The following is an 18,349-nucleotide window of genomic DNA, read 5'->3' as shown; positions in this document are numbered from 1 at the left end:
GTGGGCGTGGAGGTCGGTGCCCTGTCACGTCGGCTGGACGACGAGAGCGGGGCCTTCGACATAGGTCCGAGCGGGCCGGCCCTTGACCCCTGGGCGGGCCCGGAACAGGGCACCGGCCTGCCGGTGGACCGCCAGGTCGGTGTCCTGTCGGGAGGTCGTGATGTACAGCTCGTCCAGTTCGGCCCCGCCGAACGTGCACGCGGTCACCCGGGGGACCGGTAGGTCGAACTGCTCGACCAGTTGGCCGTCCGGCGTGTAGCAGCGCACCGCGCCGCCGCCCCACAGCGCGACCCACAGCCGGCCGTCGGCGTCCACGGTCAGGCCGTCCGGGGCGCCGTCCGCCTCGTCGATGGTGAACAGCGTGCGCCGGCCGGTCAGCTCGCCGTCGTAGTCGAACGCGTCGACGCGGTGGGTGGGGCTGTCCACGTAGTAGGCGGTGCCGCCGTCCGGGCTCCAGGCCAGGCCGTTGGAGATGGTCACGCCGGTGAGCACCACGCTCACCGTGCTGTTGCTGTTCAGCCGGTACAGCGTTCCGGCGCCCGGAGTTTCCCGGTACGCCATCGATCCGCAGTAGAACCGGCCGTGCGGGTCGCAGTCGCCCTCGTTCATCCGGACACCGGGATCGGTCCACAGCTCGCCCTGCGGGCGCACGTTGCGCAGGTCGGCGTCGGCCAGGGCGAATCCGCGCTCCACGGCGAGCACCGTGCCACCGTCCGCGCACGGGCGCAGCGCCGCCACCACGGCGCTGACGTGGAACCGGGTCACCGCAAGGGTTTGCCGGTTCAGTTCGAGCACGTCGCCGGCCAGCATGTCCACCCAGCGCAGGCCGGGCCAGCCGGGGTGCCAGACCGGGCCCTCACCGTGCGCGGCGACCGGGTCGGTGATCTGCTCCACTGTGGACACCCGGGTTTCCTTTCAGGGTCGGAGAAGGATCTTCACCGCGCCGGAGTCCGGATCGGCGAGCAGCCGGAACGCCTCGGTCACGTCGGCCAGACCCACCTCGTGGGTGATCAGCACGGCGGGATCGAGCGCGCCGGCGGCGAACGCGCGCACCGCCGCCGCCCAGGCCCGGGTCGGCGCGCCGAACACGGTGTGCACGGTGATCTCACCGAGCACCAGCTCGGCCGGGGTGGGCGGGTCGTCGTCGGCGCCAGGGATCCCGATCAGCGCGATCCGGCCGCCGCGCCGGACCAGCCGCACCGCCGTACGGGCGGTTCCGGTGACCCCGGCCGCCTCCACGACCAGGTCGAACCCGCCGGTCGCGGGCGCATCGGCGTGCACCGCGGTCGCCCCGCACCGCCGGGCCAGCTCGGCCCGGTCGGCCCTGGGGTCGATCACCACCAGTTCGGCCGGGTGGTGGGCGGCCAGCAGTTGGGTGGCCAACAGGCCAAGGGTGCCGGCGCCGACCACCGCCGCCCGCTCCCCGGGAGCCGGGCTGAGCTTGCCGCAGGCCGACGCGACGCAGGCGGCCGGCTCCAGCACCGCCGCCGCCCGCAGGTCGCTGTCCGCCGGCAGCACGTGCAGCGCCCCCGCCGGCACGATGAGCTGGTCCGCCCAGGCGCCGGGACGGGTGAAGCCGGTCTCGTCGTAGTCGGCCGAGCACAGGTTGCCGTCGCCGCGCCGGCAGGCCGGACACCGCCCGCAGGCGCGGATGTTCTCGCCCACCACGGGCTTTCCGACCAACCCGGGGTCGGTGCCGTCGCCGACCGCCTCGACCGTGCCGGACCACTCGTGCCCGGGTACCACGGGATAGCGCACGAACGCCGCCGGCCGGCTACCGGCGAGCACCTCGCGGTCCGAGCCGCAGATCCCGGCATAGGCCACCCGCACCAGCGCCCCGCCAGGGCCCGGGGTGCGCGGCTCGGCGCCGGCCACCCGGATCCGGCCGGGCTCGTCGATCCATATTTCCCTCACGGGGGGCCGAGCATCGTCTCGACGGCGGTGGCGGTGGCCTCGATCAGCCGGCGGCTGGATCGTTCGGCGGCGCGGGCGTGGTGGTCCCGCACGGCGTGGAACACCGCCTTGTGGTGGGGAAGCGTCGCGGCGACCCCGCCCGGCACGTGCGAGCTGGCCTCCAGTCCGTGGTGCAGGCTGGGTTCCAGCAGCCGGCCGAGGTGCTCGACCAGCTGGTTGCCGCTGGCCCGCAGCAGCGTCAGATGAAAGGTCAGGTCGGCCTCGACGAACTCCGCCTCGCGCTCGGGAAGTTGGGGGGCGTATTCGGCCATGGCCAGGTAGGCCGACTCCAGCGTCCGGGCCTGCTCCGGGGTGATCCGGTCGGCGGCGAGACAGGCGGCGCCCGGCTCGACCATCAGCCGCAGCTCGAACAGCTCGCGCAGGAACTGCGGGTCGGCCGGCCGGCCGCGCCAGATGATCACCTCGGCGTCCATCAGGTTCCACTCGCTGCGCGGCAGCACCCGGGTGCCGAGCCGGGGCCGCGCCTCGACCAAACCCTTGGCCGCGAGCGCCTTCACCGCCTCGCGGATGCCACCGCGGCTGACCTTGAGCTGGGCGGCCAGATCGGCCTCGTTGGGCAGTTGGCTGCCGTCGCCGAGCTCACCGGACACGATGCGCCGGCCCAGCCACTCCACCACCTGGCCGTGCATGGTCCGGTGCCGACCGAGCGGCCCCTCCGCCTTCACGGCTGAATCATCGAATGATTGATAGATAAAGTCAAACCACCTAGCATCGACCATGCACCTCGTTGCGCTCAAGGGGGTCCGCCAATGAAGATCACCGGGGTCCGCACTCACGTGCTCGGCACGGCCTGGCGCAATCTCACCATTGTCGAGGTGCAGACCGACGAGGGCATCACCGGCCTTGGCGAGGTCCGGATGCTCAACCATACCGACGCGCTGCACGGCTACCTGGCCGAAGCCGTGCCCCGGCACGTGGTGGGCACCGACCCGTTCGACGTGGAGAGCCTGGTCCACCGGATGACCCGGTACGACTACGCCCGCCCCGGCGAGATCGCCATGTCCGCCCTCGCCATCATCGAGATCGCCTGCTGGGACATCCAGGGCAAGGCCCTCGGTCTGCCCGTCTACAAGCTCCTCGGCGGCGCCGTGCGCGACCAGATCCGCGCCTACGCCAACGGCTGGTACCAGGTCGAGCGCACCCCCGAGGAGTTCAACGCCGCCGCCGCGCGCGTGGTGGCCCGCGGTTACCAGGGCCTCAAGGTCGACCCGTTCGGCGCCGGCATGTTCGAGCTCGACGCCAACGAGACCGCCCGCTCGGTGTCGCTGGTCGAGGCGGTGCGCGACGCCATCGGCCCCGACGCCGAGTTGTTCATCGAGATGCACGGCCGCTTCAGCGCCGCCACCGCCATTCGCGTGGCCGGGCTGCTGACCCCGTTCCGCCCCGCCTGGATCGAGGAACCCGTTCCCCCGGAAAACCTCAAGGCCCTCGTCACCGTCGCCGCCCACACCGACATCCCCATCGCCACCGGCGAACGCCTGCACACCCGCTATGACTACCGCGAACTCTTCGAATCCCAGGCCGCCGACATCCTGCAAACCGACATCACCCACTCGGGTGGCCTCCTGGAAGCCAAGAAACTCGCCGGCACCGCCGAAACCCACTACCTGTTGATGGCCCCGCACAACGTCGGCGGCGCCATCTCGACGGCCGCCAACCTGCACCTGGCCGCCACCATGGTCAACTTCAAGATCCAGGAATACTTCAACGACTTCGCCGACCCCTTCGTGTCCGACTGCGTCCCCGGCCTTCCCGAGGTCACCGCCGGCCACTTCCCCCTCCCCACCGCCCCCGGCCTCGGCGTCGAGCTGAACCACGACCTCCTGGCCCAACACCCCCGCGTAGCCGTCCACTTCAACCTCTTCGAATCCGGCTGGGAACGCCGCCAAGCCCAACGCGCGTAACCAAGGTGGACCGGCTCCACCACCGAGCCGGCCGCCGGCCGGCGTTCCGGTTCGTGGTCCACAATGCGCGGAGCCGACGTCGTGCAGCTTCATGCGAGGAGGAGGACCGGCCGCCGAAGCGTGCCGCGCAGGATGTCGGCGAATAGGGCGGGAAGGTTGGGCGGTAGTAGCTTGTCGCGGCAGGCGGCGAGGTCGGGTTGGGTCCACCAGCGGTGCTCGATGAGGCCGGCCTTCTCGTTGGCGGTGTGCCTGGGCCGCAGGGTCGGTGCGCTGTCGGTGATCCGGGCGAGGTAGACACTCTCGCGCCGGTGGTGTTCGCGGCCGCGATAGTGGAACCGGGTCTCGCGGTCCCAGAGGTGCGGGCCGATGTGTTCGACGAGGATGCCGGTTTCCTCGGCCAGTTCGCGCCGGGCGGTCTGGGTCGGAGGTTCGCCGGGATCACAGCCGCCACCGGGTAGTTCCCACCAGTGATGCTCGGGCCGGTCGGGATCCCGCGCATGGATGAGCAGGATCCGATCGTTGCGATCGAGGAGAAGCACGCGGGCCCCGACGCGGAGAACTGCGGCTGCGGCGGGGGTGTCGGGCATCCGGGCTGGTCTCCTGATCACGTCGACGGCTCGGCGGGGCGGCAGCTCAGTTGGCGCGGGACCGGTGCTGAGCGGCGTCGAGTGCGGCGTTGAGGGTGATCGCCGAATCGATGAGGGCGAGGTGGGTGAAGGCCTGGGGGAAGTTGCCGATCTGTTCGCCGGTCAGGGCGATCTCCTCCGAGTAGAGGCCGAGGTGGTTGGCGTAGGTGAGCATCTTCTCGAAGGCGTTGCGGGCGTCGCCGGTGCGTCCGGCCCGGGTCAGGGCGTCGACGTAGGCGAAGGTGCACAACGAGAACGTGCCCTCGGAACCGCGCAGGCCGTCCGGGGACGCGGCCGGATCGTAGCGGTAGACCAGGCTGTCGGTGACCAGTTCGGTGTCCATGGCGTCCAGTGTGGACAGCCACTGGGGATCGCGCGGGGAGATGAATCCGACGGTGGGCATCCGCAGCAGGGCGGAGTCGAGGACGTCGGTGTGGTAGTGCTGCACGAACGCGCGTCGCTCGGGATTCCAGCCGCGCAGCATGATCTGGTCGTAGATCGCGTCCCGCTCCCGGGTCCAGCCCTCGAGCGCAGCGGGTCGGCCGTGTGCGGTGGCGAGCCGGATCCCGCGGTCGAGGGCGACCCAGCTCATCAGGCGGCCGTAGGTGAAGGGTTGCCGGCCGCCCCGGGTCTCCCAGATTCCTTCGTCGGGCTGGTCCCAGTTCCCGGCCACCCAGTCCAGCACCTCGCGGACCGCGGTCCAGCCCTGATGGGATACCCGCAATCCGGCCTGGTCGGCGAAGTAGACGCTGTCCAGGGCCTCGCCGTAGATGTCGAGCTGGAGCTGGCCGGCGGCGCCGTTGCCGACCCGCACCGGACGCGAGCCGCGGTAGCCCGACCAGTGCTCAAGGACCTCCTCCTGGAGATCCGACGTGCCGTCGACCCGGTACATGATGTTCAGCGGACCGCTTTCGCCTGCTGCGTGGTCACGGACCCGGTCGCCGAGCCAGGTCGCGAACTGGGCGGCCTCCTCGGTGAACCCGAGACCGAGCAGTGCGTAGACCGAAAACGACGCGTCGCGGATCCAGGTGTACCGGTAGTCCCAGTTGCGTTCGCCACCCACCTGTTCGGGTAAACCCAGGGTCGGTGCGGCCACCAGGCCACCGGTGGGGGCGTAGGTCATCAGCTTGAGCGTGATCGCCGAGCGCTCCACGATCTCCCGCCACCGTCCGCTGTAGGTGGACCGCGCGAGCCAGGACCGCCAGTAGCCGACCGTCTCGTCGAACAGTGCCTGGAACCGCGCAACGGGAATCTCGCGCGGCGGCCCGTCCGCCGCCGACTCGAGCAGCAACCCGCGCAGCTGACCGGCCACCAGATCGACCGAGACCCGCACATCGCCATCGCGCACCTCGATCCGCGCGAGCTTGGCGTCGTCCGAATCCCGGACGGCGTGCAACGTAAGGGTCAGGGCGTCGGAGGCGAACACCGCTCCGTGCTCGGTCACCTGCGTGCGGTGCGCTGCCCGGCCGTAGTCGAACCTGGGCGCCACCTCCACCTCGAAGCTCATCCGGCCTCGTACACAGCGCAGCATCCGCACGAGCCGGTGGTTGTCGGTTGCGACCGGGCCGAGCGGCGGCATGAAGTCGACGACCTCGCCCACGCCGGACTCGGTGAAGAACCGTGTGATCAGCGCGGTGGAGTCCGGGAAGTACATCTGCTTGCTGTGGTACGCCTGGCCGGCCGGCCGCACCCGGAAGTGGCCCCCGCGCTGGTCGTCGAGCAGCGCGCCGAACACGCTCGGCGAGTCGAACCGGGGACAGCAGAACCAGTCGACCGAACCGTCCGTGCTGATCAGCGCCGTGGTGTGCAGGTCGCCGATCAGGCCGTGATCAGCAATCGCGGTTTCGACCATGGCCGCAGTGTTCGCGTGCGGACGTCCCGGCGCATCGCCTGCCGTGGGCGAGGACTACGGCGCAACCTCAGGGCGTCGTGGGTCGGAGCGCCTGGATGGTGGGGCTGACGGTGAGGCCGGGGTTGGGGCCGCCGAGTAATGCGTAGGCGGTGCCGTCGAGGTAGACGGCGCCGAGGCCGTGGCGGGGGGTGGTCAGTGGGGGGAGGGTGGTGGTGGTTGCGTCCGAGCGGATGCATTCGACTTGGGTGAAGGTGCCGGAGGGTTGTTCGCCGCCGGCTACGCAGGCGCCGTGGGTGGGGGAGTAGAAGCCGGCGACGCCGCCGCGCGCGGTGGGGACGGCGCCGATGCGGGTGACCACCGCGCCGGTGACCAGGTCGACGTCGGGGCGGTTGGTGTCGAGGCCGCCGAGGCGGCCGGCCAGGAAGTAGGTCGAGCCGGAGCCGTCGGAGGCGGCGGCTAGGTGTTCGCGCGCGGTGGTGAGGCGGCCGAGGGTGCGCCAGGATCCGTTCTCCAGCGCGAAAACGTCGCCGGACAGGCTGGACGGTCCGACGCCGCCGGCGAACACCAGGCGGGAACCGTCCCAGGCGAGGGCGCCGGCGCCGCGCGGGGATGGCAGCGGGGGGCCGTCGGACCAGGTGCCGGTGGCCGAGTCGATCATCCGCACGGCGGCGGTGGGTTGGTGGCCGGAGCCGGAATCGACGTAGCCGCCGGCGATCCACAGCCGGGAGCCGTCGCCGGCCGCGGCCGCGTGGTGCACGCCCTCGGGCAGCGCCGGTCCGGTGCTCCACCGGTCGGCGGCCGGGTCGTAGATCATGACGTCCGGCGCCGGGCGGCCGTCGTCGTCCATGCCGCCGAGCACCCAGATCCGGTTGCCGAGCGTCGCGGCGGACACCTCGGTGCGGGCGTGTGGCGCGGCGGCCCGCTCGGTCCACCGATCCGGGCCCGGCGGCGGCGAGGGCGCGGGCGGCGCCGAGCACGCGGCGAGCAGCAACAACGGGATCAGCCAGATGCGGCGCACCGACCAAGCATAGAAACCACGAATGCCACGCACGGGCCGCCCACCGAACCCGTGCGTGGCACCCATGGCTGGACCTTGTGGGCCCAAGCTCCTCTAGCTGTTCTCGCGGGCGAAGGCCTCCTCGAACTCCTTGCGTACGGCGTCGCCGCCGGTGCTGCGCCACGTCTTCACGGCGTCGTCCCAGGACGAGACCGGCTTGCGGCCGCTCACGATGTCCTGCTGCGCGTCGTTGATGATCTGGCCGAGCTGGCCCTGCTTACGCGACCAGGTATCGGAGTACAGGCCGACGCTGGGATCGCGCACCGACGTCGGGATGATCGAGGCCTGGTAGTCGTAGGACTTGCGGGTGGCGTCCGGGTTGCCCGGAATGAAGATCACCGATGGGGCGTCGACGATGTAGATGATGCCCAACGCGGTCTGCGCCACGCCTTCCTGTGTGCGCGCCGGGCCGCCGTTGCGCACGTTGTAGTGCACGCCCTCCACGCCGTACACCTTGAACAGGTACTCCGCGGTGCCGAACGGGGCGGCGAACCAGTTGGCCAGCCGGAGCATGTACTTGATCCGGTCCTCGCTGGTCTTCTTGAACGCGGTGAAGTTGTTGGTGGGCTCGGCCTGCCAGGTGCCGGCGAACCCGCCGCCCTCGTGCTTGGGCGGGCGCAACCCGCTGATGGCGAACGACGGACCGGCGACGTTGTCGGCGAAGTACTGCGGCCACGCGGTGTACCGGTCGCTGATGAACAGCGCCTGCCCGGAGTTGAACCACTTCTTCACCGGCGCGTTGTTCGCGGTGCTGTCCGGGTGGACCGTGCCGGCCTGCGTCAGCGCCGCAGCGTCCGCCAGCGCCTGCTTGGCCTGCTCCATCTCGTACCCGCTGGTGAACTTGCCGCCCTCCTCCTTCCACCGCCACGGAAGGCCGAGCGTCTGGCGGATGAAGTCGGTCGGTGCCTGGGCGAACGCCCACCGGCTGGCCTTGGCGTCGGACACCTGCATGGCCAGCGACCGCAGCTCGGCGAAGCTCGCCGGGTTCGGGTTGACGCCGAGTTGGGCCAGCAGATCGTCGCGGCGGAAGGTCAGCGTGCCGCCGACGCCGCGCGGCACCGGCACGCCGTAGATCCCGCCGTTGAACCGGCACTGCCGCCACGCCGCGGGCGGCAGGTTGGCCAGGAACGGGTACTCCTTGACCGCGTCGCCGGACAGGTACGGGGTGAGGTCGTGGCACTTGGCTTCCAACCAGGCCGGCAGGTTGGCCACCCCGGTCGGCATTCCGTTGGGCAGGAACAGCGCCGGCTCGATGATGTCCGGCAGGTCGTCCCCGGCGATCAGGGTGGCGAACTTGGTGCCCATGTCCGGCGTGGGCACGATGGTGAGCTTCAGGTCGACGTTGAGCCGCTTGTTCAGCTCCTGCCAGAACTGGTTTTGTGGCAGGGCGGGCGGCACCGGGGAGTTGGTCTGCACGAACGCCGACACCGTGCCGCCGTCGCCGGGCGGGCTGTCGAACGCCTTGACCGGCGGCGTGGGGTAGGACAGGAACGCGTCCAGCAGGCCCTGCTCGTTGCCGAGCAGGTCCGGCTTGACCCGGTCAAACCTCTGGTAGGTGGGCAGTTTCAGGCCCTCGGTCGCCGCGGTGGGGTCCGAACCGGACCCCGAGCCGCAGGCGGCCAGGACGCTCGGCCCGGCGGCGGCGAGCGCGGCCGTCGCCAGGGTGCCGGACAGGAACCGGCGGCGGTCGATCGGTTCGTTGTTCATGGGTCCTCCTCCGAGCTCAGCCTTTGACCGCGCCGATCAGCACACCCTTCGTGAAATGTCGCTGTACGAAGGGATAGACGACGAGGATGGGGATGATGGAGAGCACCAGGATGGCCATCTGGATGGCCTCCTGGGGTGGCAGGTCGGCGCCGGCCACGCCTAGTTGGTCGACGCCGACCTGGGTCTGGTTCACCACGAAGGTGCGCAGCACGAGCTGCAACGGCCACATCGAGATGTCGTTGAGATACAGCAGCGCCGAGAAGAACGCGTTCCAGTAGGAGACCGCGTAGAACAGCGCGACGACGGCGAGCACGCCCTTGCTGAGCGGCAGCACGATCCGCCACAGGATGGCGAAGTCGCCGGCCCCGTCGATCCGGGCGCTGTCGATCACTTCCTCCGGCAGTTCCATGAAGAACGCCCGGAGGATGATCACGTTGAACGCGTTGATCATCACCGGCAGGATCAGCGACCAGTACGTGTCGATCAGGCCGAGGCTCTTGACCATGAGATAGCTGGGGATGATGCCCGGCGTGAACAGCAGCGCGAACAGCACGATCATCAGAAAAGGCTTGTGTGCGACGGATCCCCGCCGGCTCAGCCCGTAGGCCAGTAGCGTGGTGGACACCAGGCTGAGCGTGGTGCCGACCACCGTGACCATCAGGCTGACCAGGATCGCCCTGGTCACCACGTCGCCGTTGAAGATCGCCTGGTAGGCGGCGAAGCTGATCTCGTCGGGCAGGAAGACCATGCCGCCGGAGCGGGTCACCTGCTCGCGGGTGGCCAGGCTGGTCGAGACGATCGTGATGAACGGCAGGATCACCACGGCGCAGCAGGCGAGCAGCACGACGCCCTTGACCGCCCGGGCCGGCAGGCCCGGCGGGTTGAGGCCGGGTGCGGTGGTCATGACTGGTAGATCCCCCGCTCACCGAACCGGTGGGCCAACTTGTTGGCGCCCAACACGAGCAGCAGCCCGACCAGGCCCTTGACCATGCCGACGGCGGCGCTGGATCCCCATTCGCCGGCCAGGATTCCGTTGTAGTAGACGTAGGTGTCCAACACCTCGGCGGCGTCGGCGCCGTAGGTCTCCCGCTGCAGCACGATCTGCTCGAAACCGACCGAGAGCGAGTCGCCAAGCCGCAGGATCAGCAGCAGGATGATCAGGCTGCGCAGTCCGGGCAGGGTGACGTGCCACAGCTGCCGCGCGCGGCCGGCGCCGTCCACCGCGGAGGCCTCATAGAGAGTGTTGTCGATCCGGGCCAGTGCGGCCAGGAACAGGATCGTGGCCCAGCCGGCGTCCTTCCACAGCACCTGCCCGGTCACCAGCGCCTTGAACGCCTCCGGGTTGCCGATGATGCTGACCGTGCCGAGGTCGTAGTCGCGCATGAAGTTGTTGAGCAGCCCGGCGTCGCCGAGCATGTACTGGAAGATCGCGACGACGATCACCCAGGACAGGAAGTGCGGCAGGTACAGCACACTCTGCACGACCCGCTTGATCCGCTCGGACATCAGGCTGTTGAGCAGCAGGGCGAGCGCGATCGGCGCCGGGAACACCACCAGGACCTGGAGCAGGGTGATGATCACGGTGTTGCCCAGCGCGTTGAGAAACAGCGGGTCGCCGTTGACGATCACCGCGAAGTTGGCCAGGCCGACCCACTCGCTCTCCAGGATCCCGATGTACGGCACGTAGTCCTTGAACGCGATGACGTTGCCGAGCAGCGGCAGGTAGTGGAACAGCACCAGCGAGGCGATGCCGGGCAGCGCGACAAGCACCAGCACCCGGTCCCGGCCGAGCCGCTGTCGCCAGGTCACCCGGGTCCGCCCGGTGTCCGGCCGGCGCGGTACCGGGACGGATCGGGTGGATTCGGCCACCGCCTGAGCGAATCGCGTCAACGCTGGCCTTCCCGGAAGAGTTATCGGTCAGTGGTCCGAAAATTACGGGACGCTGCCTGCAGGCTACGACCAGGCAAAAAACCGGTCAACCCCTTGAAGGAAGACCTTAGCGGGGGCTACGTTTGGGCCTGTCTGTCCCGGTTTGCTGAGCCCAACTTCCGGAAGAGTCTCGAAACGATGCTGAATAACGACGGGTACCCCGGTGGCCCGGGCGAGAAGTCCGTGCTGGTGACGGGGGAGCTGGAACCGTGGCAGGACCGAGGGCTGGCCCCGCAGGACCGGGTGGCCGACCTGGTCGGCCGGATGACCCTGACCGAGAAGGTCGCTCAGCTGTACAGCATCTGGGCCGGCGTGCCGGAGGACGGCGACGACGTCGCCCCGTTCCAGCATGAACTGATCAGACCGGACCTGGACTGGGCGGAGCTGATCAAGCTCGGTCTCGGACAGCTCACCCGCCCGTTCGGCAGCGCGCCGGTCGACCCGGCGGTGGGCGCCATGGCGCTGGCCCGGCTGCAGGGCGAGATCGTCTCGGCCGGCCGGTTCCGGATCCCGGCCGTGGTGCACGAGGAGTGCCTGACCGGGTTCATGACCTGGACCGCCACCGTCTACCCCACGCCGCTTGCCTGGGGTGCCGCGTTCGACCCGGACCTGGTCGAGCGGATGGCCGCCGAGATCGGGCACGGCATGCGCAGCATGGGCGTGCACCAGGGCATGGCGCCGGTACTTGACGTCAACCGCGACCCGCGGTGGGGGCGCACCGAGGAGACCATCGGCGAGGACCCGTACCTGGTCGCCACCATCGGCCTCGGCTACGTGCGCGGCCTGCAGTCCGCCGGCGTGATCGCCACGCTCAAACACCTCGCCGGGCACGCCGCCTCCCGGGCCGGCCGGAACATGGCTCCGGTCGGGATCGGCCGGCGCGAGCTGGCCGACGTGCACCTGCCGCCGTTCCTGCTCGCCGTGCGCGAGGGCGGGGCCCGCTCGGTCATGCACTCCTACGCCGAGGTCGACGGGATACCACCGGCCGCCGACCCCGACCTGCTCACCGGGCTGCTGCGGACGACCTGGGGGTTCGACGGCACCGTCGTGTCCGACTACTTCGGCGTGCGGTTCCTGCAGACCCTGCACCATGTCGCCGGGGAGCCGGCCGATGCGGCCGGGCTGGCCCTCGCCGCCGGCCTTGACGTGGAACTGCCCAACGTGGACTGCTTCGGCGAGCCGCTGCTGGCCGCGGTCCGGGACGGCGAGATCCCCGGGGAGCTGATCGACCGGGCGGTCACCCGGGTGCTGCTGCAGAAATGCGAGCTGGGACTGCTCGACCCCGACTGGCGGCCGGTCCCGCCCGCACTGGAGGCCGTGGTCGGCACCGACGGTCACGAGGGCAGGGATCTGCGCGGCAGCCTGGACCTCGACCCGCCGCACGCCCGCGAGTTGGCCCGCACCATGGCCGAGGAGTCGGTGGTGCTGCTGACCAACGACGGAACCCTGCCGCTGCGCGAGGACCGGCCGATCGCCCTGGTCGGGCCGCAGGCGGACACCATCTCGGCGATGCTGGGCTGCTACACCTTCCCCAGCCACGTCGGCATCCAGCACCCCGGTGTGCCGCTGGGCATTCACATCCCCACGCTGCTCGAGGCGCTGGCCGACGAGCTGCCGAAGACGCCGATCGAGCACGTGGTCGGCTGCGACGTGCACAGCGCCGACACCAGCGGAATCCCCGCCGCGGTCGCCGCCGCCACGTCGGCCGAGGTGTGCGTGGTGGCGCTCGGCGACCGGGCCGGGTTGTTCGGGCGGGGCACGTCGGGCGAGGGCTGCGACGCCGAGGACCTGTACCTGCCCGGCGCTCAGGAGGAGTTGCTGACCGCCCTGCTGGACACCGGCGTGCCGGTCGTGCTGGTGCTGCTGTCCGGCCGCCCCTACGCCCTTGGCCGGTTCGACGGCCGGCTGGCCGCCGTGGTGCAGTGCTTCTTCCCGGGCGAGGAGGGCGGCCCGGCGGTGGCGCGAGTGCTCGCCGGCCGGGTCAACCCGTCCGGCCGGCTGCCGATCGGCATGCCGAGGCACGGGCGCGGCCAGTCGGTGACCTACCTCGTTCCGCCGCTGGCCCAACGCAGCGAGGCGACCAACGTCGACCCCACACCGCTCTACCCGTTCGGCTACGGCTTGTCCTACACCGAGTTCGACTGGACCGACGTCCGGATCGACGGCCGGCCGGTGGATCCGGCGGACCGCACGGTGACCGGCACCGACGGCTCGGTGAGCGTGTCGGTCGCGGTGTGCAACACCGGCGACCGGGTCGGCGCCGAGGTCGTCCAGCTCTACCTGCACGACCCGGTCGCGCAGGCCACCCGCCCGGTGGTCCGGCTGATCGGCTACGCCAAGGTGCGGCTGGAGCCGGGGGAGTCCCGAATCGTCAGCTTCGGCGTGCACGCCGACCTGTCCGCGTTCACCGGGCGCCGCGGCACGATCGTCGTCGAGCCCGGCGACCTGGACCTGCGGCTGGGCACCTCCAGCGCGGACGACCGGCACGTGGTCGGCATCCGCCTGGTGGGGGCCGAACGGGAGGTGGACCACCGCCGCCGGCTCACCGCGGACGTGAGCGTCCGGTGAGGACGTTCGACGTCGCGATCATCGGCACCGGCGGGATCGCCGCCGTGCAGGCGGACAACCTCCGCCAGCTCGGCGACCGGGTCCGGCTGGTCGCCGTGGCCGACGTGGATCCCGAGCGGCTGGCGGCGTTCGGCGAAGCCTGGTCGGTGCCGCGCCGGTACCGCGACCTGGATCTGTTGCTGGGCAACGAGTCGCCGGACCTGATCCATCTGTGCACCCCGCCGTGGCTGCACCGCGAACAGGCGGTGCGCTGCCTGCGCGCCGGGCACGTCGTGCTGTGCGAGAAGCCGCCGGCGCTCAGCCTGGCCGAGTTGGCCGACATCGCGGCCGCCGAGCAGGCCGGCGGCGGGCGGTTCGCCACCGTGTTCCAGCACCGGTTCGGCGGCGGCGCGCGGTCGGTGCGCCGACTGGTCGGCGCCGCCCGGCTGGGCCGGCCCCTGACCGCGGTGTGCAACACGCTGTGGCTGCGCACCGACGAGTACTTCGCCGTGCCGTGGCGCGGGCGGTGGGAGACCGAGGGCGGCGGACCCACGCTCGGGCACGGGATCCACCAGTTCGACCTGCTGCTGTCCCTGCTCGGTCCGTGGCGGTCGGTGGTCGCGGTGGCGCGGCGGATGGCCCGGGCCACCGCCACCGAGGACCTGTCCTGCGCGATCGTCACGTTCGACAGCGGCGCGGTGGCGACCGTGGTGAACAGCCTGCTCTCGCCGCGGCAGACCAGTTATCTGCGGGTCGACTTCGAGCGGGCCACGGTCGAACTGGAGCACCTGTACGGGTACGGGGACGCCGACTGGTCGGTGACCCCGGTGCCGGGCCACGAGGACGAGGTGTCCGCCGCCTGGGCGGAGGGGTTGCCCGGCCGGCCGAGCGGGCACGCCGCGCAGTTCGCGGCCGTGCTCGACGCGCTGGAGGCCGGAACACCGCCGCCGGTGACGATCGCCGACACCGCGGTCACCATGGAGCTGGTGGCGGCGATCTACGCGTCGGCGTTTACCGCGACGCCGGTGGACCGGGGCGAGATCGGCCCCGGATCGCCGTTCTACGAGCGAATGGACGGCACCGGGGCGCCGTGGGCGGTGCCGGTGGGGAGCGCGCCATGACCGAGGAACCGCCGGTCACCGGCTTGCGGCTGCTGCACGAGCACGGCCGGTCGGTGCGGATCTCCCACGACGGCAAGGAGTTGGCCCGCTACGTCTACCGGCCCTGGGATCCCCGGGTGGAGTCGCCCCGACCGTATCTCCACCCGGTGCACACGCTCGGCGGCGACCTGGTGACCCTGTACCGCCCGCACGATCACGTGTGGCACAAGGGAATCGCCTGGTCGCTGCCGAACGTGGGCCCGGCCAACTTCTGGGGCGGCGTCACCTACACCCGGGTCGGCGGCTACCAGCAACTGCCCAACAACGGCACGATGCGCCACCGCGACTTCACCGCGCTGTCGGCCAACGAAGTCTCCGTCCACATCGGACACACCCTGGACTGGGTGACCGAACCCGGCGAAACCTGGTTCACCGAACACCGCACCCTGTGCTTCGGTCTGGCCGGCGAGGCCGCCTGGACCCTGGCCTTCGCCACCTCCCTGACCAACGTGACCTCCCAAGAGATCCGCATCGGCAGCCCCACCACCGAAGGCCGGCCCAACGCCGGCTACGGCGGCCTGTTCTGGCGTGGCCCCCGCTCGTTCAGCGACGGCCGCGTGCACGCCCCCGGCGTGGTCGGTGGCGACGACCTCATGGGCATCCGAGCCCCCTGGCTCGCCTACACCGGCCGCCACGACGACCACGGCCGCTGCTCCACCCTGGTGTTCGTCGACTCCCCCGACAACCCCGACCACCCCACCCAATGGTTCGTGCGCACCGGCATCTACGCCTGCCTGTGCCCCGCCCCCTTCTTCAGCGCCGAAGTCCCCGTCCCCCCCGCCACCACCCTCACCCTCCGCTACGCCATCACCATCGCCGACGGCGAACCCACCCCCAGCGGACTCGAACTCCTCGCCAAACACGGCCGCACCGCCCTCACCGCGCTCCCCTGAACGCAGCGCCGGTTTCGCCGGGTGGCCGCTGGCGCGGCCACCCCGGCGAAACCGGCGTCGTCGAACAGCGATCCGATCAAGCGTCCGGAAACTCCGCCCGGTAGAACAGCTTCCCCCCGTGCACCGCGGTTCCCAGCTTCGCATAGAACCGCCGCGCGCCATCGCTGTCCCGGTCGGCCGTCCACTCCACTCGGCTGCAGGCGTGCTTTCGAGCCACCTCCCAGAGCGCCTCCATGAGCAACGTCCCAAACGCCTCGCCGTTGGTGAGTCCGGGCAACATACAACTCCTTGAGATACAACGATCGGGTCACGCCCGCAGCCGGCCACAGAAACGAGTACGAAGCCAGACCAACAAGCCGCTCACCATCCCAGGCCAGCAGTGCGAAGCCAGCCGGCAACTCCCTGAACAACGCGTCCCGAACCTGCACCGACCTTTGCTGGAACGGCTCGAACTCCGTGACCCCGTAGTGGCGGTTCATTTCCTCCAGCAGCCCGGTCAGCGCATCCACGTGCTGCGGCTCAACCTGGGCGATCAAGACCACCGGCTATCCCTCCTGTCCCTGCGGCAACATGAGCAGATCATGCAACTCATGAACCGCTGGCTGCGCTCGTACGCGCTTCGGCATTGCCTCGATGAACTGCCGGGCCCGACCGGTGATGATCCCGACCCGCTGGGCTTCCGTCAGGGCGAGCAGCGTGTCCCTGGCGTACGAGCTGGCCCCGGCCGGATCGCCCGTCGCAGCAATACATGTCGCCCGATCCAGCCGGGTGAACGTCCTATCCATGAAGTCAGCCGACGCAACCAGCGCTAACGCCTTGTCTTGGGCCAGCCAGGCGGCCCTGATGTCACCGAGGTGCGTCATAGCACTGCTCTCGTGGAAGCGTAGTTGAGCTTCGTTGTAGGAGAACGCCGATGGTTGCGCCCTTTCCATGCCCAACCGGGACACCAGAGTCTCGGCTCGCCGCAGGGCGGCGCGCGTTTCGTTTGGCCGACCGAGGGCAGGACCCACGAGTAGGTGCTGGCGTCATCGGCTTCATTCGCGGCGATTCGAGCTGTCCGGGCCCAGCGTCGGAACGCCTGCCGGTCGTCGAGTTTGACCTGGGTCAGACACATCAGGCCGGACAGGTTGGCAGCCACACGGGTCAGTCGGCGTTGGGCGGACAACGAATGGCATCCGGCCATGACGCGTCCGAGTTCGGCAACGTCAGCGGCCAGATCACGGACCAAGATCGTTGCCGGTCGATCCTTGGTGGCCGTGCCCTGCCGGGCGACGGTTTGCTCCCAGTCGTCCAAGCTGGCCGCGGTCACCTGCCCTCCGGCGAACAGGTCGTGCAGTGCGCGGCGTAGTTGCTCAACGTCTCCAGGGCTGAAGCGGTCGCGGACAGGCGTTGCGACCCGAGATACCTGCCGCCCGCGATCCACCGCCTGCGCAAACCGGCTCTGCACCTCCGGGCCTGCCAATCGCAAGGCACTGTCCAGGATGCCTTGGGTTTCCGGTCGCGGGGTGATACCGCTCCCGCGAGATTCCCACTTGTTTACCGTGCGGCTGTCCACCCCGAGGTGCTCGGCGAACGCCCGCACGGTCCGGCGCATCGCGGAGCGGAGTGCCTTGATCTCCGCGCCAGTCCAGCGCTGAACAGTAGTCATCGGAGGTGATGATCTCTCAGTAGGTGCCATCCATGATCCGAGGGCGGGAGATGCCGCGACCATGACTCTCGTTGTTCGCCGGTGAACCGTGGACCAGCTGCGGATCGCCTTGGCCCTCATGGTGCCGCTGGTGGTGGCGCTGGGGTGCGCGATCTCGTTCCTGGTCGGCGACACCCGGCGGGCTCGGCGGCGACGAGCAGCGCGCAGATCCCGTCATCGGTTCCGGGGCCAGGGTGAGGCCATCACGGTGGCTGAGCTGGTGGACGATGCCACTGAGAAGGGCCAAGGTATCCGGCTGAGCTGGCCCGAAGACGATCTGTATCGCAGTCCTATCAGGCCAGATGAGTTGGGGCAGTTTCCGACGGTCATCTTGCCCAGAGTCGACGACGTGGACCGGCTGTGACGCCGAGGGCCGTCACGCACTGCGCGAGGTTTGGTGGGGGACGAGGGGGGTGGCGGCGTAGGCATCGGCGGGCAGCGACGCTTCTTCGTCGGTGGTGAGAAGGTCGAGTTTCTTGCGGGTGTCGAAGGATAGGTGATCGAGGGCGATCCGCCGGGCCAGCCAGTCCATGACGCTGGAGGCCTCGGGGATGTCGGGGTCGTCGGTCCGGCCGAAGGGCTCGAACCGGAGATCCTTGAGCTTGGTGACGATCACGTCGGCGGGCACGCCGTACTGGAGCGCGAGGGACAGCACGATGGAGAAGGCGTCCATCAGGCCGCCCGCGGTGGAACCCTCCTTGCCCCACTTGGCGAACACCTCGCCGGGCCGGCCGTCGGCGAACCGGTTGGTCGTCATGAACACCGCGGCCCCGTTGACCTCGACCGAGTGTGTGACGCCCGACCGGCGCTGCGGCAGGCGTTCGCGGGTGGGTTCGTGGGTCACGGCGGGGTGCCCTCCTTGCACTACTGATGGTGTCTTGCGCGGCTGGTGCTACTAGATGTGGTGGCTGAACTTAGCGCGAGGCACCGACAGTCGCGGTACGCCACGCCGACCCGACCGGGGTCGGCCGCGCACCTGAGGTCTCGACCCATGAACGACGCCGGGTTTCGCC

Annotated in this window: 17 protein-coding genes and 1 pseudogene; 5 read left to right on the top strand and 13 right to left on the bottom strand. The window is 70.3% G+C overall.

Annotation, left to right across the window (positions count from 1 at the left end):
- Positions 1 to 24: 24 nt before the first annotated feature.
- The 3 genes from VFV67_RS16475 to VFV67_RS16465 are packed head-to-tail and all read right to left on the bottom strand — an operon-like array spanning position 25 to position 2,639.
- Positions 25 to 903: an SMP-30/gluconolactonase/LRE family protein gene (locus VFV67_RS16475; RefSeq protein ID WP_326470997.1), complete on the bottom strand. Its 879-nt coding sequence runs from the start codon at positions 901 to 903 to the stop codon at positions 25 to 27.
- A 12-nt stretch (positions 904 to 915) separates the two neighbouring features.
- Complete coding sequence (locus VFV67_RS16470) at positions 916 to 1,914, bottom strand: zinc-dependent alcohol dehydrogenase (protein ID WP_326470996.1); 999 nt, start codon at positions 1,912 to 1,914, stop codon at positions 916 to 918.
- Positions 1,911 to 2,639 (bottom strand): FadR/GntR family transcriptional regulator, encoded by a 729-nt coding sequence (locus tag VFV67_RS16465; protein WP_326470995.1) that lies wholly within the window; start codon positions 2,637 to 2,639, stop codon positions 1,911 to 1,913. The genes VFV67_RS16470 and VFV67_RS16465 overlap by 4 nt, the downstream gene beginning before the upstream one ends.
- Positions 2,640 to 2,723: 84 nt before the next feature.
- Between VFV67_RS16465 and VFV67_RS16460 the strand changes: the two genes are divergently transcribed.
- Entirely contained in the window at positions 2,724 to 3,878 is a 1,155-nt protein-coding gene (locus VFV67_RS16460; protein WP_326470994.1) for a mandelate racemase/muconate lactonizing enzyme family protein, read from the top strand.
- Between the two features lie 89 nt (positions 3,879 to 3,967).
- On the opposite strand, the gene VFV67_RS16455 is transcribed toward VFV67_RS16460, so the two are convergent.
- The 6 genes from VFV67_RS16455 to VFV67_RS16430 all read right to left on the bottom strand — a co-directional run bounded on the left by VFV67_RS16455 (position 3,968) and on the right by VFV67_RS16430 (position 11,010).
- A complete protein-coding gene (locus tag VFV67_RS16455) occupies positions 3,968 to 4,465 on the bottom strand; it encodes an NUDIX hydrolase (RefSeq protein WP_326470993.1) in 498 nt (165 codons plus the stop codon).
- Between the two features lie 46 nt (positions 4,466 to 4,511).
- The gene (locus tag VFV67_RS16450; protein ID WP_326470991.1) at positions 4,512 to 6,356 is read right to left on the bottom strand and encodes a glycoside hydrolase family 15 protein; all 1,845 of its coding nucleotides are present in this window, start codon (positions 6,354 to 6,356) and stop codon (positions 4,512 to 4,514) included.
- Positions 6,357 to 6,423: 67 nt separating this feature from the next.
- Complete coding sequence (locus tag VFV67_RS16445) at positions 6,424 to 7,374, bottom strand: hypothetical protein (protein WP_326470989.1); 951 nt, start codon at positions 7,372 to 7,374, stop codon at positions 6,424 to 6,426.
- A 93-nt stretch (positions 7,375 to 7,467) separates the two neighbouring features.
- The gene (locus tag VFV67_RS16440; RefSeq protein ID WP_326470988.1) at positions 7,468 to 9,120 is read right to left on the bottom strand and encodes a hypothetical protein; all 1,653 of its coding nucleotides are present in this window, start codon (positions 9,118 to 9,120) and stop codon (positions 7,468 to 7,470) included.
- A 16-nt stretch (positions 9,121 to 9,136) separates the two neighbouring features.
- Positions 9,137 to 10,024 carry a carbohydrate ABC transporter permease gene (locus VFV67_RS16435; protein WP_326470987.1) on the bottom strand — a complete coding sequence of 296 codons (888 nt, stop codon included), beginning with the start codon at positions 10,022 to 10,024 and terminating at the stop codon, positions 9,137 to 9,139.
- Complete coding sequence (locus VFV67_RS16430; RefSeq protein WP_326470985.1) at positions 10,021 to 11,010, bottom strand: ABC transporter permease; 990 nt, start codon at positions 11,008 to 11,010, stop codon at positions 10,021 to 10,023. The genes VFV67_RS16435 and VFV67_RS16430 overlap by 4 nt, the downstream gene beginning before the upstream one ends.
- Positions 11,011 to 11,187: 177 nt before the next feature.
- Between VFV67_RS16430 and VFV67_RS16425 the strand changes: the two genes are divergently transcribed.
- Genes VFV67_RS16425 through VFV67_RS16415 form a run of 3 tightly spaced genes read left to right on the top strand, consistent with a single transcriptional unit; the run spans position 11,188 to position 15,649 of the window.
- The gene (locus VFV67_RS16425; RefSeq protein WP_326470984.1) at positions 11,188 to 13,617 is read left to right on the top strand and encodes a glycoside hydrolase family 3 N-terminal domain-containing protein; all 2,430 of its coding nucleotides are present in this window, start codon (positions 11,188 to 11,190) and stop codon (positions 13,615 to 13,617) included.
- Positions 13,614 to 14,717, top strand: coding sequence for a Gfo/Idh/MocA family oxidoreductase (locus VFV67_RS16420; RefSeq protein ID WP_326470983.1), 1,104 nt, complete (start codon positions 13,614 to 13,616; stop codon positions 14,715 to 14,717). Before VFV67_RS16425 ends, VFV67_RS16420 begins: the two co-directional genes overlap by 4 nt.
- Positions 14,714 to 15,649 (top strand): PmoA family protein, encoded by a 936-nt coding sequence (locus VFV67_RS16415; protein ID WP_326470982.1) that lies wholly within the window; start codon positions 14,714 to 14,716, stop codon positions 15,647 to 15,649. Before VFV67_RS16420 ends, VFV67_RS16415 begins: the two co-directional genes overlap by 4 nt.
- Positions 15,650 to 15,725: 76 nt before the next feature.
- On the opposite strand, the gene VFV67_RS16410 is transcribed toward VFV67_RS16415, so the two are convergent.
- The 3 genes and pseudogenes from VFV67_RS16410 to VFV67_RS16400 form a co-directional block, all read right to left on the bottom strand.
- Entirely contained in the window at positions 15,726 to 15,884 is a 159-nt protein-coding gene (locus VFV67_RS16410; protein ID WP_326470981.1) for a GNAT family N-acetyltransferase, read from the bottom strand.
- Between the two features lie 76 nt (positions 15,885 to 15,960).
- Positions 15,961 to 16,128, bottom strand: a pseudogene (locus tag VFV67_RS36785) (hypothetical protein); the annotation flags it as partial.
- Positions 16,129 to 16,508: 380 nt separating this feature from the next.
- The gene (locus VFV67_RS16400) at positions 16,509 to 17,297 is read right to left on the bottom strand and encodes a hypothetical protein (RefSeq protein ID WP_326470978.1); all 789 of its coding nucleotides are present in this window, start codon (positions 17,295 to 17,297) and stop codon (positions 16,509 to 16,511) included.
- 88 nt (positions 17,298 to 17,385) lie between these two features.
- Between VFV67_RS16400 and VFV67_RS16395 the strand changes: the two genes are divergently transcribed.
- Positions 17,386 to 17,700 carry a hypothetical protein gene (locus VFV67_RS16395; RefSeq protein ID WP_326470976.1) on the top strand — a complete coding sequence of 105 codons (315 nt, stop codon included), beginning with the start codon at positions 17,386 to 17,388 and terminating at the stop codon, positions 17,698 to 17,700.
- 12 nt (positions 17,701 to 17,712) lie between these two features.
- Here the strand turns inward: VFV67_RS16395 and VFV67_RS16390 are convergent, their stop codons facing one another.
- A complete protein-coding gene (locus VFV67_RS16390; RefSeq protein ID WP_326470975.1) occupies positions 17,713 to 18,180 on the bottom strand; it encodes a hypothetical protein in 468 nt (155 codons plus the stop codon).
- Between the last annotated feature and the right edge of the window lie 169 nt (positions 18,181 to 18,349).

It is taken from the genome of Actinophytocola sp. (assembly GCF_035762905.1).
Classification (GTDB): domain Bacteria; phylum Actinomycetota; class Actinomycetes; order Mycobacteriales; family Pseudonocardiaceae; genus DASYTH01.
Note: the sequence above shows the minus strand (reverse complement) of the source record. Positions and strands in the feature narration are given on the sequence as shown.

Coding starts and splice junctions, on each gene's coding strand:
- VFV67_RS16460 (WP_326470994.1), top strand. CDS start 2,724: ATGAAGATCACCGGGGTCCGCACTCACGTGCTCGGCACGGCCTGGCGC.
- VFV67_RS16455 (WP_326470993.1), bottom strand. CDS start 4,465: ATGCCCGACACCCCCGCCGCAGCCGCAGTTCTCCGCGTCGGGGCCCGC.
- VFV67_RS16450 (WP_326470991.1), bottom strand. CDS start 6,356: ATGGTCGAAACCGCGATTGCTGATCACGGCCTGATCGGCGACCTGCAC.
- VFV67_RS16440 (WP_326470988.1), bottom strand. CDS start 9,120: ATGAACAACGAACCGATCGACCGCCGCCGGTTCCTGTCCGGCACCCTG.
- VFV67_RS16435 (WP_326470987.1), bottom strand. CDS start 10,024: ATGACCACCGCACCCGGCCTCAACCCGCCGGGCCTGCCGGCCCGGGCG.
- VFV67_RS16425 (WP_326470984.1), top strand. CDS start 11,188: ATGCTGAATAACGACGGGTACCCCGGTGGCCCGGGCGAGAAGTCCGTG.
- VFV67_RS16415 (WP_326470982.1), top strand. CDS start 14,714: ATGACCGAGGAACCGCCGGTCACCGGCTTGCGGCTGCTGCACGAGCAC.
- VFV67_RS16410 (WP_326470981.1), bottom strand. CDS start 15,884: ATGGAGGCGCTCTGGGAGGTGGCTCGAAAGCACGCCTGCAGCCGAGTG.
- VFV67_RS16400 (WP_326470978.1), bottom strand. CDS start 17,297: ATGACTACTGTTCAGCGCTGGACTGGCGCGGAGATCAAGGCACTCCGC.